General features: G+C 60.1%; 14 protein-coding genes. 12 read left to right on the top strand and 2 right to left on the bottom strand.

The genetic code is table 11. The features are described from left to right. The first annotated feature begins 82 nt into the window (after positions 1 to 82). The 8 genes from ABQE89_RS00130 (at position 83) to ABQE89_RS00095 (ending at position 9,140) form a co-directional block, all read left to right on the top strand. Positions 83 to 1,528, top strand: coding sequence for an MCE family protein (locus ABQE89_RS00130; protein WP_448412879.1), 1,446 nt, complete (start codon positions 83 to 85; stop codon positions 1,526 to 1,528). A gap of 38 nt (positions 1,529 to 1,566) precedes the next feature. Continuing rightward, positions 1,567 to 2,595, top strand: coding sequence for an MCE family protein (locus ABQE89_RS00125; RefSeq protein WP_448412877.1), 1,029 nt, complete (start codon positions 1,567 to 1,569; stop codon positions 2,593 to 2,595). Further along, complete coding sequence (locus ABQE89_RS00120; RefSeq protein ID WP_448412875.1) at positions 2,592 to 3,920, top strand: MCE family protein; 1,329 nt, start codon at positions 2,592 to 2,594, stop codon at positions 3,918 to 3,920. Before ABQE89_RS00125 ends, ABQE89_RS00120 begins: the two co-directional genes overlap by 4 nt. Next, positions 3,917 to 5,227, top strand: coding sequence for an MCE family protein (locus tag ABQE89_RS00115; protein ID WP_448412873.1), 1,311 nt, complete (start codon positions 3,917 to 3,919; stop codon positions 5,225 to 5,227). The genes ABQE89_RS00120 and ABQE89_RS00115 overlap by 4 nt, the downstream gene beginning before the upstream one ends. Further along, positions 5,224 to 6,354, top strand: coding sequence for an MCE family protein (locus ABQE89_RS00110; RefSeq protein WP_448412871.1), 1,131 nt, complete (start codon positions 5,224 to 5,226; stop codon positions 6,352 to 6,354). The genes ABQE89_RS00115 and ABQE89_RS00110 overlap by 4 nt, the downstream gene beginning before the upstream one ends. A gap of 1 nt (position 6,355) precedes the next feature. After that, positions 6,356 to 7,807, top strand: coding sequence for an MCE family protein (locus tag ABQE89_RS00105; protein ID WP_448412869.1), 1,452 nt, complete (start codon positions 6,356 to 6,358; stop codon positions 7,805 to 7,807). Continuing rightward, a complete protein-coding gene (locus ABQE89_RS00100; RefSeq protein ID WP_448412867.1) occupies positions 7,771 to 8,400 on the top strand; it encodes an Rv1363c family protein in 630 nt (209 codons plus the stop codon). The genes ABQE89_RS00105 and ABQE89_RS00100 overlap by 37 nt, the downstream gene beginning before the upstream one ends. A gap of 62 nt (positions 8,401 to 8,462) precedes the next feature. Next, the gene (locus tag ABQE89_RS00095; RefSeq protein WP_448412865.1) at positions 8,463 to 9,140 is read left to right on the top strand and encodes an Rv1363c family protein; all 678 of its coding nucleotides are present in this window, start codon (positions 8,463 to 8,465) and stop codon (positions 9,138 to 9,140) included. Between the two features lie 91 nt (positions 9,141 to 9,231). On the opposite strand, the gene ABQE89_RS00090 is transcribed toward ABQE89_RS00095, so the two are convergent. Then, complete coding sequence (locus tag ABQE89_RS00090; protein ID WP_448412863.1) at positions 9,232 to 10,014, bottom strand: enoyl-CoA hydratase-related protein; 783 nt, start codon at positions 10,012 to 10,014, stop codon at positions 9,232 to 9,234. Between the two features lie 105 nt (positions 10,015 to 10,119). Further along, on the bottom strand, positions 10,120 to 10,302 hold the full coding sequence (locus ABQE89_RS00085; RefSeq protein ID WP_448412861.1) for a ferredoxin: 183 nt from the start codon (positions 10,300 to 10,302) through the stop codon (positions 10,120 to 10,122). Positions 10,303 to 11,135: 833 nt separating this feature from the next. On the opposite strand from ABQE89_RS00085, the gene ABQE89_RS00080 reads away from it, so the two are divergent. The 4 genes from ABQE89_RS00080 (at position 11,136) to ABQE89_RS00065 (ending at position 15,156) form a co-directional block, all read left to right on the top strand. Beyond that, positions 11,136 to 12,089 (top strand): metal-dependent hydrolase, encoded by a 954-nt coding sequence (locus ABQE89_RS00080; RefSeq protein WP_448412859.1) that lies wholly within the window; start codon positions 11,136 to 11,138, stop codon positions 12,087 to 12,089. Between the two features lie 98 nt (positions 12,090 to 12,187). After that, positions 12,188 to 13,282: a spirocyclase AveC family protein gene (locus ABQE89_RS00075; RefSeq protein WP_448412857.1), complete on the top strand. Its 1,095-nt coding sequence runs from the start codon at positions 12,188 to 12,190 to the stop codon at positions 13,280 to 13,282. Between the two features lie 62 nt (positions 13,283 to 13,344). Then, positions 13,345 to 14,430, top strand: a complete 1,086-nt coding sequence (locus ABQE89_RS00070; RefSeq protein WP_448412855.1) for a zinc-binding dehydrogenase — start codon at positions 13,345 to 13,347, stop codon at positions 14,428 to 14,430. A 168-nt stretch (positions 14,431 to 14,598) separates the two neighbouring features. Next, positions 14,599 to 15,156, top strand: a complete 558-nt coding sequence (locus ABQE89_RS00065; RefSeq protein ID WP_448413538.1) for an enoyl-CoA hydratase-related protein — start codon at positions 14,599 to 14,601, stop codon at positions 15,154 to 15,156. Positions 15,157 to 15,386: the final 230 nt, after the last annotated feature.

Genomic DNA, 15,386 nt, shown 5'->3' with positions numbered 1-15,386 from the left:
GGGTGGATCATCATCCACGTCGCTCTGACCCACCTCGTGTCGAGTGCGCCCATTGGCGCCGAGCTGCCGATAGGGCGACGTCATGACTCGAGTGCGCCGACGAAAAGAAATACATCCTCGATGGTGGGCCTTTGTGCTGCCACTGGTCATCACCGCGCTTGTCTTGATGACCACCATGATTTACACGGGCGCGTATAAATCCACCGTGAAAGTCGTTCTCAAATCCGACCGTTCGGGATTGGGCTTGGGAGGCGGCGAGAAGGTCAAGATGCGGGGAGTGCAGGTCGGCTCTGTCGGAGACATTCGTGGCGGGCGCAGCCCGGTGTCGGTAACACTGGACATCGACCTCGATCAGGCGAAGTTCATCCCTGAAAATGTCGGCGCGGAGATCCGAGCAACCACTGCGTTCGGAGCTAAGTACGTCGACCTCACGTTTCCCGTCGAGCCCTCTGAACAGCGTTTGTCGGATGGCCAAGTGATTGTGTCCCGCAACGTATCAACCGAGGTGAACACTGTCTTTCAGAACCTCGTGAACGTGTTGGATCGAGTCGATGCCATCAAGCTCAACAGTGTGCTCTCCGCGATCGCCGAAGCCCTGCGCGGGCAAGGCGAACGCATCGGCGACGCGACCACAGCAGCCACCGAAGTCCTCGAGGCGATCAACCCACGCGCGGAGCTTATCCGCGAAGACTGGCAATCTTTGAAGCGGTTTTCGGATACCTACGGTGCAGCGGCCCACGACCTCGTCGCAATCCTCGACGCTGCCAGCACGACGAGTACCACCGTCTCAACCAATGCCCAACAGATCGACCTAGTGCTTCTGAGCTTGATCGGATTCGGCGACCGCGGAAGTGAACTTCTGGGTGCCAGCAAGACAAATCTGGTCACCGCGGTCAACGCTCTGCAGCCCACAACGAGCCTGCTGATGAAGTACGATCCTGCGTTGACGTGCACACTTGTCGGTGGCAAATGGTTTCTGGACAACGGCGGCTATGACTTCACCGGCGGTCACGACGGCAGGACGTTGATCGTCGACGTCGGCTTGTTACTCGGCGATGATCCCTATAGGTATCCCGAGCATCTGCCGATCATCGGCGCCAAAGGCGGACCTGGCGGCAAACCCAGCTGTGGCTCGCTACCCATTGTCGATCGAAATCTGCCGGTTCGGGCGCTCGTCACAAACACGGGCTTTGGCACGGGACTTGACTTGCGCCCTAACCCTGGCATTGGACATCCGTTCTACGCCAACTACTTTCCAGGCACGCGTGCCGTCCCGGAGCCGCCTTCGATTAGAGGTCAACGACCCGGCCCCGCTATCGGCCCAGTGCCCTATCCCGGCGCGCCCCCATACGGCGCCCGACTCTACGCGCCCGACGGTACGCCTCTCTACCCCGGACTACCTCCAGGCATCCCCTCGGACTCTCCGCCGCCAGACCCTGCGCAACCACCGCCGGGCGCGGAGCCATTCACCCCGGCCCATCCAGCGCGGATTCACCCGACCCCATTACCCGTTGGGCCGCCGCCGTGACGACCAAGATCACACCGCAGCAAGAAGGGCTCTAAAGCGTGAAACAGAACCTGCCGGGCGCACTAGTCCGTGTCATCGTTTTCACCGTGGTATGCCTGTTGTTCACGTTCGCTTTCTTTGCCATCTTCGCGGACCTGCGATTCGGGAACTACGCAACATACAGAGCCCTGTTCACCGACGTGACCGGTCTTGAAACAGGCCAGTTTGTCCGCATCGCCGGTGTCGAGGTCGGCCAGGTGAAAAAGATTACAGTGCAGCCTGATTCAACAGTGTTGGTCGACTTCACCACAGAGGACTCCGTCGTCTTGACCGAAGGCAGCCGGGCCGTTATCCGCTATGCCGACCTGATCGGAGGCCGATATTTGGCGCTTGAGGAGGGAGCGGGCAGCGCCAAACGGCTGGTCCCGGGCCAGACCATCTCCATTTCACGCACAGCGCCGGCGCTCGACCTCGACGCGCTCATCGGAGGTTTCCGACCGTTGTTCAACGCACTGAGCCCAATGGAAATCAACAAATTGACCGGTCAGCTTATCCGCGCACTCCAAGGCCAAGGAGACACAATCGGCTCGTTCCTCAAACAGGTCACCAGCTTGACCAACACGCTCGCCGACCGCGACAAGCTCATCGAGGACGTCATCACCAACTTGAACACGGTTCTGGGCAGCCTCGGCGAGAAGGCCAAAGAATTGGACAAGGCGGTCGACGCGCTCTCTGAGCTTGTCCATGGTCTAACGGTCCGCGGACCTGAAATCAGCACATCCGTCGCCTACGCCAACTCGGCGGCCAATGGCATCGCAGACCTTTTGTCGCGCGCACGCCCCCCGCTGAAGAAGACTGTCGACGAACTCGACCGCGTCGCCGACTTGGCATCAGCTGATCAAGACTATCTGGACAACCTGATCAACACCTTGCCAGATAAATATCGAGCGCTGAATCGTCAGGCTCTCTACGGCGACTTTTTCAGCTTCTACCTTTGCGATGCCGTACTCAAACTCAACGGCAAAGGCGGCCAGCCGGTATACGTCAAGGTGGCGGGCCAGTCCTCGGGGAGGTGTGCGCCGAAGTGAAGTCGTTTAGCGAGCGCAGCCCCTACCTCATCGGGGCAATCGGAATCGTGTTGACCGCGGCGCTAGTTCTGGGTGCCCTGAACTACGGCACGCTGCCGCTTCTTAGCGGAAAAAGGACCTACACGGCATACTTCGCCGAGGCTGGCGGTCTCCTTCCAGGCGCGCCGGTCCAAGTGTCGGGCCATGCCGTCGGCACGGTGCGCAGCGTTGGTCTCGAAGGTGCGCAAGTCGTCGTCCACTTCGACGTCGATAGCGGTATTCGCCTAGGAGACCGCACCGAAGCCGCTATCAAGACCAAATCGCTGCTAGGTTCGAAAATTCTCGGCATCACCCCCCGCGGCGACAATCCACTCACCGAGTCAATTCCCCAGGCCCGCACACGATCTCCCTACCAGCTGCCCGACGCATTAGGTGATCTCTCGACTGCCATCAGCGGGCTGAATACCGATCAATTGTCGGACTCTCTGGCCACGCTGGCCCAGACGTTTGCCGACACCCCGCCCGACATCAAGACCGCAGTTCAAGGAGTCACCCGATTCTCTGAGGTATTGAATAATCGAGACGCCCAGTTGCGCAGCCTGCTCGACAACGCCAGGAAGGCCACCTCGGTGCTCTCTGAGAGGTCCGACCAGGTCGTGCGTCTCATCGCCGACACCAATTCGCTACTGCTGCAACTGCAATCACAAAGTGATGCTCTTGATCAGATATCGATGAATATCGTCGCAGTGTCTGACCAGATCAAAGCGGCAATTGCGGAGAACCGGGAAACGCTGAAGCCAGCCCTCGACAAGTTGAACTCTGTGCTCTCGATCCTCGAGAATCGAAAGGCGCGCGTCCAGGACTCAATCAAACAACTCTCGTACTACGCCATGTCCTTCGGGGAAGCGGTGTCATCGGGACCGTTCTTCAAGGCATATGTGTCCAATCTGTTGCCGGGTCAATTCGTTCAACCGTTCGTTGATGCCGCATTCTCTGATCTGGGGTTAGACCCCAATGTGCTGCTGCCCTCGCAACTCACCGATCCGCAAACAGGACAGCCGGGCACGCCCGCCTTGCCGGTGCCGTTTCCGCGTACGGGTCAAGGCGGAGTGCCGCACCTGACTCTGCCCGACGCTATCACCGGAAATCTAGGAGATCCGGGCTGCGGTCCGGGCGGGCTGCAACTGCCCGGTCCCACCGGGTGCTATCCGTACCGCCACCCGTTACCCGCACCACCACCAGGCGGCCCGCCCCCTGGGCCACCCGCACCAAACACAGAGGCTCCTGCCCTCACCGCGGTACCTGCACCAGTACCGCCTACCCCTCCCGCGCAGGAGGCCCCATGACCCGGTCGAGAAAACTCGTGGCCACCCTGCTGGTCGTCCTGCTGGTCGTCGGTGTCGGCGGCGTCGTGGCGACCTCGGACCACCATCACGACCGAACCTACGTGACGGCCTACTTCGACAACACTAACGGCATGTATGTCGGCGATGATGTGCGCGTCCTCGGCGTCCGTATCGGTTCGGTAGCCACGATCGAACCCCAACCTCAGCGCGCCAAAGTCACGTTCTGGTTCGACAACCAATACAAGGTGCCCAGCGACGTCAAGGCGGTGATCCTGTCACCAGCACTGGTCACAGGACGCGCTATTCAGCTCACACCCGCCTACACTTCGGGGCCAGTACTGTCCGGCGACGCAGTGATTCCCCAGGATCGCACCGCGGTGCCCGTCGAATTCGACGACCTCCGCGCTCAACTCGAACGATTGACAACCACACTGCAGCCGACCCAACCCGGAGGGGTGAGCACACTAGGTGCCGCCATCAACACCGCCGCAGACAATCTGCGCGGCAACGGCGCAGATATTCGGGATAGCATTCTCGCTCTGTCACAGGCAATCTCGGCACTCGGAGATCACAGTCCCGACCTTTTCGGCACGCTGAAGAACCTCTCGATACTGGTCTCCGCACTGCAGGACAGCACCGGTTTGATGGGCGAGCTCAACCAGAACCTGGCATCAGTCACCGGCCTGCTCAGTAACGGACCCGACGAAGTCGCCCAAGCAATACAAGCTATCAACGGCGTCGTCGGCGATGTTCAATCCTTCGTTGCCGACAATAAGGACACCCTGAGTACAACAGTCCAGAAGCTCGCCAACGTCGGGACCACACTGAACGAAAGCCTCGACGACATCAAGCAGGTACTCCACATCGCGCCGAACGCCTTTCAAGACTTCGTCAACATCTACCAGCCCGCCCAAGGCGCACTCACCGGCGCGCTGGTCGTCAACAACTTCGCCAATCCCGTCTCCTTCATATGCGGCGCCATTCAGGCAGCGTCGCGATTGAACGCAGAACAGTCAGCAAAGTTGTGCGTACAATACCTCGCGCCGATCATCAAGAACCGGCAATACAACTTCCCCCCGATTGGCGAAAACCTGTTCGTCGGCGCGTCTGCGCGGCCCAACGAGGTCACCTACAGCGAAGACTGGCTACGCCCCGACTATGTCCCCCCGGCTCCGCCGGTCAACCAGCCAAACCCGACCCCCGGCGGCGCCTCATCCGCGACGCCACCGTTGCCGGCCGAAGCTCAGGCGACCAACCCCGCCGACGGTCTTCACGGGATCATGATCCCGCAAGGAGTTGGACAATGAATGTATGCATCAAGGTCTCCGCTACGTTGCTGGCATTGGCGGCCACGACACTGAGCGCATGCGATTGGCGCGGCGTGAACTCGCTCCCGCTTCCTGGCACCGTTGGCAGCGGGCCCGGATCAATAAGTGTGCAAGCACAACTTCCGGACGTCGACCATATCGAGCGCAACTCACGTGTACGGGTCGGTGACGTTACCGTCGGCAATGTCACCAGGATCGAACGCCAGGGCTGGCACGCTCTGGTCTCGATGCGGATCGACGGCGATGTGGATCTTCCCGCCAATGCCACCGCCAAGGTCGGCCAAACCAGTCTGCTGGGTTCATTACACATAGAACTCGCCGCCCCAGTCGACGAAATGCCCCAGGGTCGCCTACACGATGGTTCGCTCATTCCATTGGCATCCGGTGGCGCCTATCCCTCCACCGAGCGGACGCTGGCAGCGCTATCGTTGATCCTCAACGGTGGCGGGATCGGTCACCTCCAAGAGATCACCCAGTCGCTAAGCACAGCTTTCGACGGACGCGCCGATGACCTGCGCAACCTGATCCAGCAGATTGACACCTTTATCGGCAATGCCGATGATCAGACCGACGACATCATCGCCGCCACAACAAGTCTGAACAACCTGGTGCAGCAATTCGCCGATCAGAAACCCGTCCTCGATAAGGCTATTCAGACGATTCCCGACGCGTTGGTCGTGCTGAAGAATCAACGCGAGAATATGGCCAATGCCCTCGTCGCGCTCGGTAGATTCAGTGCGCTGACCGCAGATTCGACCAATCAAGTCAAAGACGCATTGGTCCAGGAATTGAAGGACGTAGGGTCGGTCTTGCAGTCTTTGGCAGACGCAGGACCCGCGATGACGCGTGCGCTGAGCTTTTTCGGTATGTTCCCTTGGCCAAATGAGACTTTCGAAAACTGGGTGCGCGGCGACTACGCGAATCTTACTGCGATAATCGATTTGACGCTGAGCCGTCTAGATTCCTCGTTATTCGTTGGCACGCGTTGGGAAGGCGACTTAACCGAACTCGAAATGCAATGGGGGCGAACGATCGGCCAGATGCCGAGTCCCTACACCGCTCGCAACCCTTTGGTCCTGCCCTACCACTTCAACCAGGGACCCTGACATGCATCTGACCCGCAGAATCTGGTTCAAACTCGGTCTCTTCGCTGTTGTCACCCTGGTCGCCGGTTCGGTTATGGCTTTTGGTTACATGGGCCTGCCGAATCAACTTTTCGGTATCGGTCACTACAACGTCACTTTGCAGCTGAACCAGGCCGGCGGGCTCTACAACAGCGGTAACGTGACCTATCGCGGCAGTGAAGTCGGGCGCGTCACCGATGTCCGGCTTACCGACCATGGGGTCGAAGCGACGCTAAACCTGAAGTCCGGCATCGAGATTCCATCGGATCTCGATGCTCAAGTGCACAGTGTCTCGGCGGTTGGTGAGCAGTACGTCGCCCTGCTCCCCCGAAACAGTAGCTCGGTGCCGCTGAAGGATGGTGACCTCATCACGGTGGACCGCTCATCGATACCACCAGATATCGGTACCCTGTTGGACGCAACGAACCGCGGGCTCGAGGCTATCCCGCAAAGCAACCTCCAAACGGTGATCGACGAATCTGATGCCGCTGTAGGGGGATTGGGCCCCGAGCTTTCCCGCATCGTTCAAGGGTCGACGCAACTTGCTCTCGACGCACGCCAGAGTCTCGGCGAGTTGACCAATCTCATTGACAACGTGAGGCCTATCCTGGACAGCCAAACCGATAGTTCTGATTCGATTCACGCTTGGGCGTCGCATCTCGCCGATATCACCGGCCAGCTGAAGGAAAAGGATGTCGCCTTGCAAGGGGTCCTTCAGAAAACACCGGGCGCGCTCGACGAGGCAAGCTCGCTGTTCGAGAGGCTCAACCCCACATTGCCGGTGCTAATGGCGAGCGTGGCCACTATCGCGCCGGTGTTGGTGACGTACCAGCCCAACCTTGAACAGATCCTGGTCTTGCTGCCGCAGGGTACGGCACAGATGCAAGCGATCTTAGCCGCCAACCGCAACACTAAGCAGGCCTACAAGGGCGGGTACCTAAGCTTCAACCTCAATTTGAACTTGCCCCCGCCCTGCACGACTGGATTCTTACCAGCCCAGCAGATGCGCCCTCCGAACTTCGAGGATTACCCGAATCGACCCGACGGCAATATCTACTGCCGCATCCCACAGGATTCAATGTTCAACGTCCGGGGCGCCCGCAATACGCCGTGCGTCACACGGCCCGGGAAGCGGGCCCCGACGGTGAAGATGTGCGAGAGCGACGAGCAATACGTGCCATTGAACGAGGGCTACAACTGGAAGGGCGACCCCAACGCTACCCTGTCAGGGCAGGGCATCCCTCAGCTGCCGAACGTAAACCCATCGCAGCCATCCGTTAACCCGACCGTGCCGCCGGTGGCCGTAGCCGAGTACGACCCGATCACTGGTACGTACATCGGCCCAGATGGGCAGGTCTACAAGCAGTCGAATTTGACACGTACTGATCAGGAGCAAACATGGCAGTCGATGTTGATGCCGACCGGCGGGGAGTGACGACGATCGATGACACCAAACATATCGCCCCGCCGCAGACGAGCGAGGACGCCGACCAGACAATTTCCGACAACGATGACGCCATCGACGCAGCGGCAGCGGCTCGGCGGCGAGCTCCAACTAAGCGCGCCTTCGGCTTCGGGTCTGTCCTGATCCTCGCACTGACATGCCTTGTCGGGTGGCAAGGTATTCAGTTCCACCAGACGAGCCGACATCAAGCACAGCGCAACCTGTTTCTGGAGTCGGCGCGCCAGACTGCTGTGAACCTCACGACCATCGACTGGCGACAGGCCGACACAGATGTTCAGCGCATCACCGACGGCGCCACTGGCACGTTCTACGACGACTTCAGCGAGCGGTCACAACCATTCATCCAAGTTGTCAAACAGGCTCAATCCCAATCGAAGGGCACCGTCACTGAGGCTGGAATCGAATCAGACAACGGCGACCAGGCAAATGTGTTGGTGGCGGTCACCGTCAAGACCACGACGCCAGCATCACCGGATGACCCCCCGCGCGCCTGGCGCATGCGCCTATCGGTACAAAGAGTCGGTGATTCGATGAAGGTGTCGAACGTGGAGTTCGTCCCGTGAGGTTCGGGCGCCTTTCCTGGGGAACAAAGAGCACCAAGTCAAAGAGTGTGGACGCTGAGCAGTTGGATACCCCCGAGCCTGAGGCGTCTAAGTCCCCCGCGATCGCCAACGGCGACAATGAATCGACACCGGCGGTCCCTGACAGGGCTCGCATCTCCGAAGACAGTGCTGATGAAGGCGCTGACGAAACGTCAGCCGTCGACTTCGACACCAGCTCAACCCTGCCAGCCGATCCGGTCGCACAGCCCGATCAGCGGTGCCGTGCGAGCCGACTCATCGTGTTCGCTGTCATGCCCGCGATAGCGATCGCGCTTGCCGCAGGGGCTGGCACGCTGAAATGGATGAATTGGACTGCACAGCAACAGCTTCATTCGCAATCCGACTCGATAGAGGCTGCGCAGAGCGCTACGATTTCACTACTGTCCTACGCACCGGACACAATCGAAGAACAGCTGCACTATGCCCAAAGCCTTCTTACGGGCAGCTTTCGAGACTCCTACACGTCTCTCACCAACGACGTTGTGATTCCTGGGGCCAAGCAAAAACAAATATCAACGGTGGCGACCGTTCCGGCCGCCGCGTCAATCTCGGCGAACGACAGGCGCGCCGTGGTCCTGCTATTCGTCAACCAGCAGGTCACCATCAACGGCAGCCCGCCGACCGCGACACAATCGACCATCAAGGTCACGCTCGACAAAATCGGTGACCGCTGGCTGGTCTCGGCGTTCGACCCGGTCTAGCCCAGGTCGATACTTCACAACCTCACGCATCCAAGCCGGATCCCCGAGGCGACATTGTCGGGGATTGCGAGGCGGCGCTGTCGTAAGCTCTTTAGCGCCAGCGCCACCGTGGCGAACGCTTTTCGAGGAACGCTGACCTGGCTTCGGTGCTGTCTTCGAAAGTGAGCAGCCGATTCGTGTAATCCTGTTCGGTGCGATATGCATCCTTGAGCGCCATGAACTCGACGCGGTTCATCGCTTCTTTTGCCAGCCGCAGCGCGATCGGACTCTTCGCCGCTAGTTGATGTGCCAGATCCATTGCGGCGGGCATCAGTTCGTCCTCAGGCACTACGGCACGGATAGCGCCGAGTCGATAGAGCTCAGCGGCGGGAACCTTTTCGCCAAGGAAGTACATCTCGCGAGCTTTGTGTCTGCCGACCATCAGAGACAGCTGGGAACTGGCCCCCAACAGACCGACGTTGATCTCCAAGGCCCCAAAGACGGCCCCTTCGGCGGCCACGATCATGTCGCAGCATGCGGCAAAGGCCACTCCGGCGCCCACCGCGGCACCGTTAATGGCGCCGATGACCGGTACCGGGCAATCGGTTACCGACCAGAGTGCTTCACGGGCAACGGTGCCAGGATCAATAATCTCCCCAGCCGGCAAGGTGTTGTCAACGACATTCATTGCGTTGAGGTCCGCACCGCCCATGAAGGCACGCGTTCCTGCGGCGGTGAATATCACTACCCGCACGTCTTGCCGATCGGTTAGGGACCTGAACGCATCTCTGATTTCGATGAGCGTGGATCGGTCGACCGCGTTAACGGGTGGACGATCCAACGTTATCGTCGCAGCGAAGTCATGCACCTCGACGGAGACCGCGCGTTCAGACATGGGTTTCCCTTCCGTGACTCTCGAAATGACAAGTAGCCCAACGACTGCTCACCGGCGGTCCGGAAATTCCATGACACCACCGCGCCGGCGGCCGGTCACGGGGATTTACTGCTCGATCGACAATGCCGCCGTCGGACACGAGTCGACTGCGTCGCGCACTGCGTCGGTCATCGCCGAAATATCGGCGATGTGTAACTTGCCGTCGTCATCGACCTGAAAGACGTCAGGAGCTGTCATCTCGCAGAGGCCGATCGCAGAACATTTGGTTCGATCGACGGTGATCTTCACGATCCGCGCCCTTCTCATCGGCTGACTCGGCGCTCACCGCCATCTCACGCCGGTCGCTTGCTGTCCGTGTCAGCCGTTCGTTTGAATACTATTGCGAATCTAGCGTTCGTGAGTTGCCCTGTCAAACCTCCCCCTCGAAATTCGGATTTCGCGCGTCGCGGTCGGATTCAAAAAGGTGTGACGTCCACCCCGACAGCGCCTGTCCGCGCATCGGTTAGGTGCCCAGTGTCATCGAGATCGCCGCGAACGGCCAGCATACCGCCGGTTCGGCTACGTACACGCTTGGCGATTCCAGCGGTGCAGCATACTGGCCGATCGGCGATCGATTGTGTGACGAAACCACGCCGGGACGGCCTGTCGTAGATGGCCGCCGTAGCTCTCCAGTCCACACCTGAGTCCGCGTTGGTGTTTGTGGAAAGTCTGACGTGGCCACTGATCTCAAACGATCAGATGATCTTTCACTAACAGCGTAGCTCGGTACGCTTACCGTGCGCAGCAGCGACGGCGGTGTGTGGCAATGCGTCGCTGTGACGGTGCACCCGATCTGACTCGGCCTTTAGCCTCGCGGGCGGTCGCTTCGACGTGCCGGTGTCGTCGATGGCGCACGACCGTGACGACGGGGTGGCGCCGAATCGCCACCTGGTCACAGTGGTGCAGCGCTGTTCGCTCGCGCAGATGGAGGGAGTGCGGGCAAGTCGCATTTCAGTGCGCGTTGCCAGCCCCGACCCGCGCGTAGGTCGGGATCGCATGCCGGCAGCCGCGTTCAGCGGGTAGGCAAGCTCAAGCAGAGATCGCTCTTTCATTCAGTCGATCGGTTGAGGTAAAGTGCCAAGATGACAGAGCCAGAGAGACGTATGGTGCACTGGAATTCAACCAAAGCGCCAGATGCGCGAAGAGGCGTGACAGCAGATCGCGGAGGGACGACGATGTTAGTCCGAAAAGTTGAGCTCGACTTCAGTGACGCTAAGATCGTGTGGGCCGACGACCAACCCGAGTTCTGTCACATTCTCAACGGCATCTCGAGTTTCTTGCACCATCTTGAACCCTTCTTGATCAGAACAGTTCGGCGATCACGCAAAGCTCTCGACGTCGAGATTCACCCAGCGTTGGCCCAAGACGTGTCGACCTTCTGTGCGCAGGAAGGATGGCACTCCAAACTTCACACCACTTTCAACGACAAACTTGCTGATTCGTATGGCCCATGGATCCGCCAGGTCACCGACAAGATGCGCGACGACTTCGAGCGCTTCACAAGCACCAAGAGCCCGAGGTGGTGTATGGCCTATGCAGAAGGTTTCGAAACCTTCGGGCCGATTGTCTCGCAGTTTTTCTTCGAGGAAGCCGGTGACGTTCTCTATGACTGGGACGAACCGACTGTTTATCTGTGGTTGTGGCACTTCGCCGAAGAGTACGAGCATCGAAGTGTGTGCAACCACATCTTCAAGGCGGTCTATGACGACAATTATTTCGCCCGCATATATGGGATGTGGTACGCCACGGTCCACCTGTTCTCCCACGCGGTGATGATCGCCAACCGGATGATCAACGACGACCTTGCTGCTGGCCGAATCAAAGGCTCTAAACTCAGAAGTAAGCTGCGTTTCGCCAACGCGCTACGCCGGTTCTTCGCCTACATCTTGCCCAAAGTGATATTTCGCTGCATGCGGCCGAGTTACGACCCCGCTACTATCCCCGCACCGACCAACTGTCTGGAGTTCCTCGCCAACGCGGAGCAGCGCTACGACGTGAAAAGGCCGCCGGGCATCACTGGTTCGACCTCTGCCTGAGTCGGTCGCAGTGCGCGCGCTCGCCGAAGCCGCGCTGTCATGTCATTTTGGCGATTGGAAGCGTTGCCCCCCCAACTATCTGAGGCCAAGGAGTCCAGGTGAGCACTGATACACAGACCACGAGCAAGCCGACGAACGGTGTGGCGCCAGGCGTAGCGCGCGGTGCTGCGACGTGGCCGGTCAAGGTCTGGGCCGCGATCGGTGGAACGGCCCTGGTCCTGCAATCGATTATCTGGATTCGCTACCTCGCATCCAGCCCGCACAGCCTCACCAGGTTTCGGGACACCGATTCCTCAGCCTACTTGTCCGCCAAAGCGTTTGAGATCGCATTGATGGTGCTCTTGGTATGCACAGTGGGACTGACCATCCGTGGCGCACTCAAGCGCCGGAGGATGACGACGAGCGCGATGCTTCTCATCGCGTTCGTCACCATGCTGTGGATCGACCCGATGCTCAACTACCTACGGCCGGGCTTCTACTTCAGCCAGAACCTGCTCAACGTCGAGTCGTGGGTCCAGTTCATCCCGGGCCAACTTGCACCCCACGCGAACCTCACTCCGGTGCCCTACGTGTGGGTGACCGGAGCATACGTCGGCTTCTTCCTACCCGTGATCCTGGCCAACGTCGCCATTCTCCGGAAAATACGGCGCCGATGGCCCACGGTGAACGTCCTCGTCCTGTTCACGGTGACGATGCTCATCTCGATGCCAGTCGATATCGCGTTGGAAACGGTTGCTATCCGCAGCGGCGTGATGGCCTATCCCGCCGCCAGCCACACCTGGTCGCTCTGGGGCGGCACCATGCATCAACTACCGATCATCGAAATCCTTGCCGCAGGAGCCTTCTGGGCAGTGTTGTCCACACTCGTCTTCCTCAGCGACGAGCGAGGTTGGACCCCCGCCGAGCGCGGGGCAGAAGTATTTCGCAACCGACGCGTACAGACGCTGATGCGTCAAATGGCACTGATCGGTGTGTGCAATGTCCTGTTCCTCACGCTGCCGCTAGGCATCGTGCAGATGAGCGTTGCCTATACCGATAAGTTCCCGACCGGCTACCCCCAGCACCTGACTGGCGAATGGTGCGGGGATCAAGGGCAGCCCTACGGCCCGTGCCCAGGACCCGGCGTTTCCTGGAAGGTACGCGTCCCCGGCCAGATCGACCCCTCACCGGCGGGTCTGCAGCAGCCACGATGACTGCACCACACCCGTCGACCTGGTCCTGAACACCCAACCCAACCGCGACAGGAGACAAACCCGTGCGTGCTGCCGTGCTGTGGAATACCGGAGACGACGAAGTCGACGTCACCAGTGATGTCACGCTGACATCGCTGGGACCCAACGATGTCCGCGTCCGACTGGCCGCATCAGGCCTGTGTCAAACCGACATCAGCGCAATGAGCGGAGCGATGCCCACGACTACTCCCGCCATACTCGGCCACGAAGGCGCTGGAGAAATCGTCGCGGTCGGCGATCGGGTCGAGCATCTGTCACCGCGCGATCATGTCATCCTCAGCTTCGTACCAGCATGCGGACGGTGCCGTTTTTGCTTAGGGCAACAAGCCAATCTGTGTGTTGAGGTCATCGACCCGTTCGCGATAGCGCCCCGCTTCGACATCCATGGCACGCCCGGCACCGGTTTCTCGGGTCTGGGTACCTGGGCAGAAGAGATCGTCGTTCCCCATCAAGCTGCGATACCGATTCCTGATGACATACCACTGGACATCGCGGCTTTGCTCGGATGCGCAGTCATGACCGGTGTCGGAGCTGCGATCAAAACCGCCGCCGTGCGACCGGGGTCGCTAGTCGTGGTTGTGGGCTGTGGGGGAATCGGGCTCAGCGTCATCCAGGGGGCGCGCGCGGCCGGCGCGGCGCACATCATCGGCGTAGACCCATCCGGTGAAAGACGAGAAGCGGCCAAGGCATTGGGTGCGCACACAGCGGTGGCTCCCGAAGAACTGTCACCAGCATTGGCCGGCATTCACGATGGAGTGGGGGCCGACTATGCGTTTGAAGCCGTCGGGCGGGCCGAGACCATCCGTTCGGCCTTCGACATCACCCGCAAGGGCGGCACCACGATCGTCGTTGGCGCCGGAAAACTCGATGAGCAAGTCGTGTTCTCAGCGTTCGAGCTGTTCTACTTCGAAAAGACACTCAAAGGTAGCTTGTACGGCTCAGCCGACGCGCGCACCGATTTTGGCCGATTACTTGAGATGTGGAGGGGACACCAGCTCGACCTCGAGGCGCTGGTATCGCACCGCATCAAACTCGACGACATCAACGCCGGTATTGATCGGATGAGACGCGCGGAAGGGCTTCGACAATTACTCGTGTACGGCACTTGAGTGGCCAGACCTTACGGAGTCAGCACCGTGATCAGCGACTTTCGTCAACCGTCGACGTAGAGAACGGCCAACAGTTTGAAGGATAAACAACGCGACTGATGGACGACTTGTCTGAATTGCTGACCGCACGGGACGGACACACCCTGCGGCTGACACTGAACAGGCACAATCCGTGAATGCCGTACGCACAGAGATGCTGCAAGCGGCGACAACGCATTAGACGCCGCAGTAAGCGATGCTGACATCCGGGCGATCGTCATTGCCGGGCGCCGGGCGCCGGGCGCCGGGCGCGCTTCCTGCGCAGGCGCCGACCTTGGCGCCCAAGACGACGGCAACGCCCTGCTTGCCGCCGCCAACCAGCTTGCGCTGACCATTCGCACGGTCGATAAACCGATCACCGCCGTCGTCAAGGGTCAGGCGGAAGGAATGGACGCCTCCCTGGCGCTGGAGTGCGACGTGACAATGGCGGCTAAATCGGCGTACTTCCTGCTCGCGTTCACCGGGATCGGACTCATGCCGGACGGTGGCGCCACGCACGTACGCTCACACGCTCACGGGTCTCTGGGTCGAACTTCCTCGGCGCAGCAACAACCGCATCCTCCTGGTGCGATCACCGTCTCCACCAGACCCAGTACGGTTCATCCTCGAGTGCGGCCGTCAACCCCTAAGCGCTCGTGCTGTCACCCGAATGCGGACCCGTTTCAAAGCCTTTCATTATCCGGCTGAACCCACTGCCGGGGTCCCCGACCAGGATCGCTGTGCAGGGCACCCGGTAGTTCGTTGAAACTGAGTTTGCAGGATTCCACGCCCTTATTGCCTGAGTTCGGCAAGCCACACGACACTGCTCAGGCCCGTTCTCAACCAGAACGATCGATATACCCTTGCGGCGAACGTCCGTGGGGGCCGCCTCGCACAGCCCGATGACCTGTGAATGTCTGGCGTTGCTGATCTACGTC

The sequence above is a fragment of the Mycolicibacterium sp. XJ1819 genome (assembly GCF_053483675.1).
Note: the sequence above shows the minus strand (reverse complement) of the source record. Positions and strands in the feature narration are given on the sequence as shown.

What these genes read in the sequence shown, in the direction of transcription:
- ABQE89_RS00110 (WP_448412871.1), top strand. Translation starts at nt 5,224, where the DNA reads ATGAATGTATGCATCAAGGTCTCCGCTACGTTGCTGGCATTGGCGGCC.
- ABQE89_RS00090 (WP_448412863.1), bottom strand. Translation starts at nt 10,014, where the DNA reads ATGTCTGAACGCGCGGTCTCCGTCGAGGTGCATGACTTCGCTGCGACG.
- ABQE89_RS00130 (WP_448412879.1), top strand. Translation starts at nt 83, where the DNA reads ATGACTCGAGTGCGCCGACGAAAAGAAATACATCCTCGATGGTGGGCC.
- ABQE89_RS00105 (WP_448412869.1), top strand. Translation starts at nt 6,356, where the DNA reads ATGCATCTGACCCGCAGAATCTGGTTCAAACTCGGTCTCTTCGCTGTT.
- ABQE89_RS00080 (WP_448412859.1), top strand. Translation starts at nt 11,136, where the DNA reads ATGACAGAGCCAGAGAGACGTATGGTGCACTGGAATTCAACCAAAGCG.
- ABQE89_RS00100 (WP_448412867.1), top strand. Translation starts at nt 7,771, where the DNA reads ATGGCAGTCGATGTTGATGCCGACCGGCGGGGAGTGACGACGATCGAT.
- ABQE89_RS00115 (WP_448412873.1), top strand. Translation starts at nt 3,917, where the DNA reads ATGACCCGGTCGAGAAAACTCGTGGCCACCCTGCTGGTCGTCCTGCTG.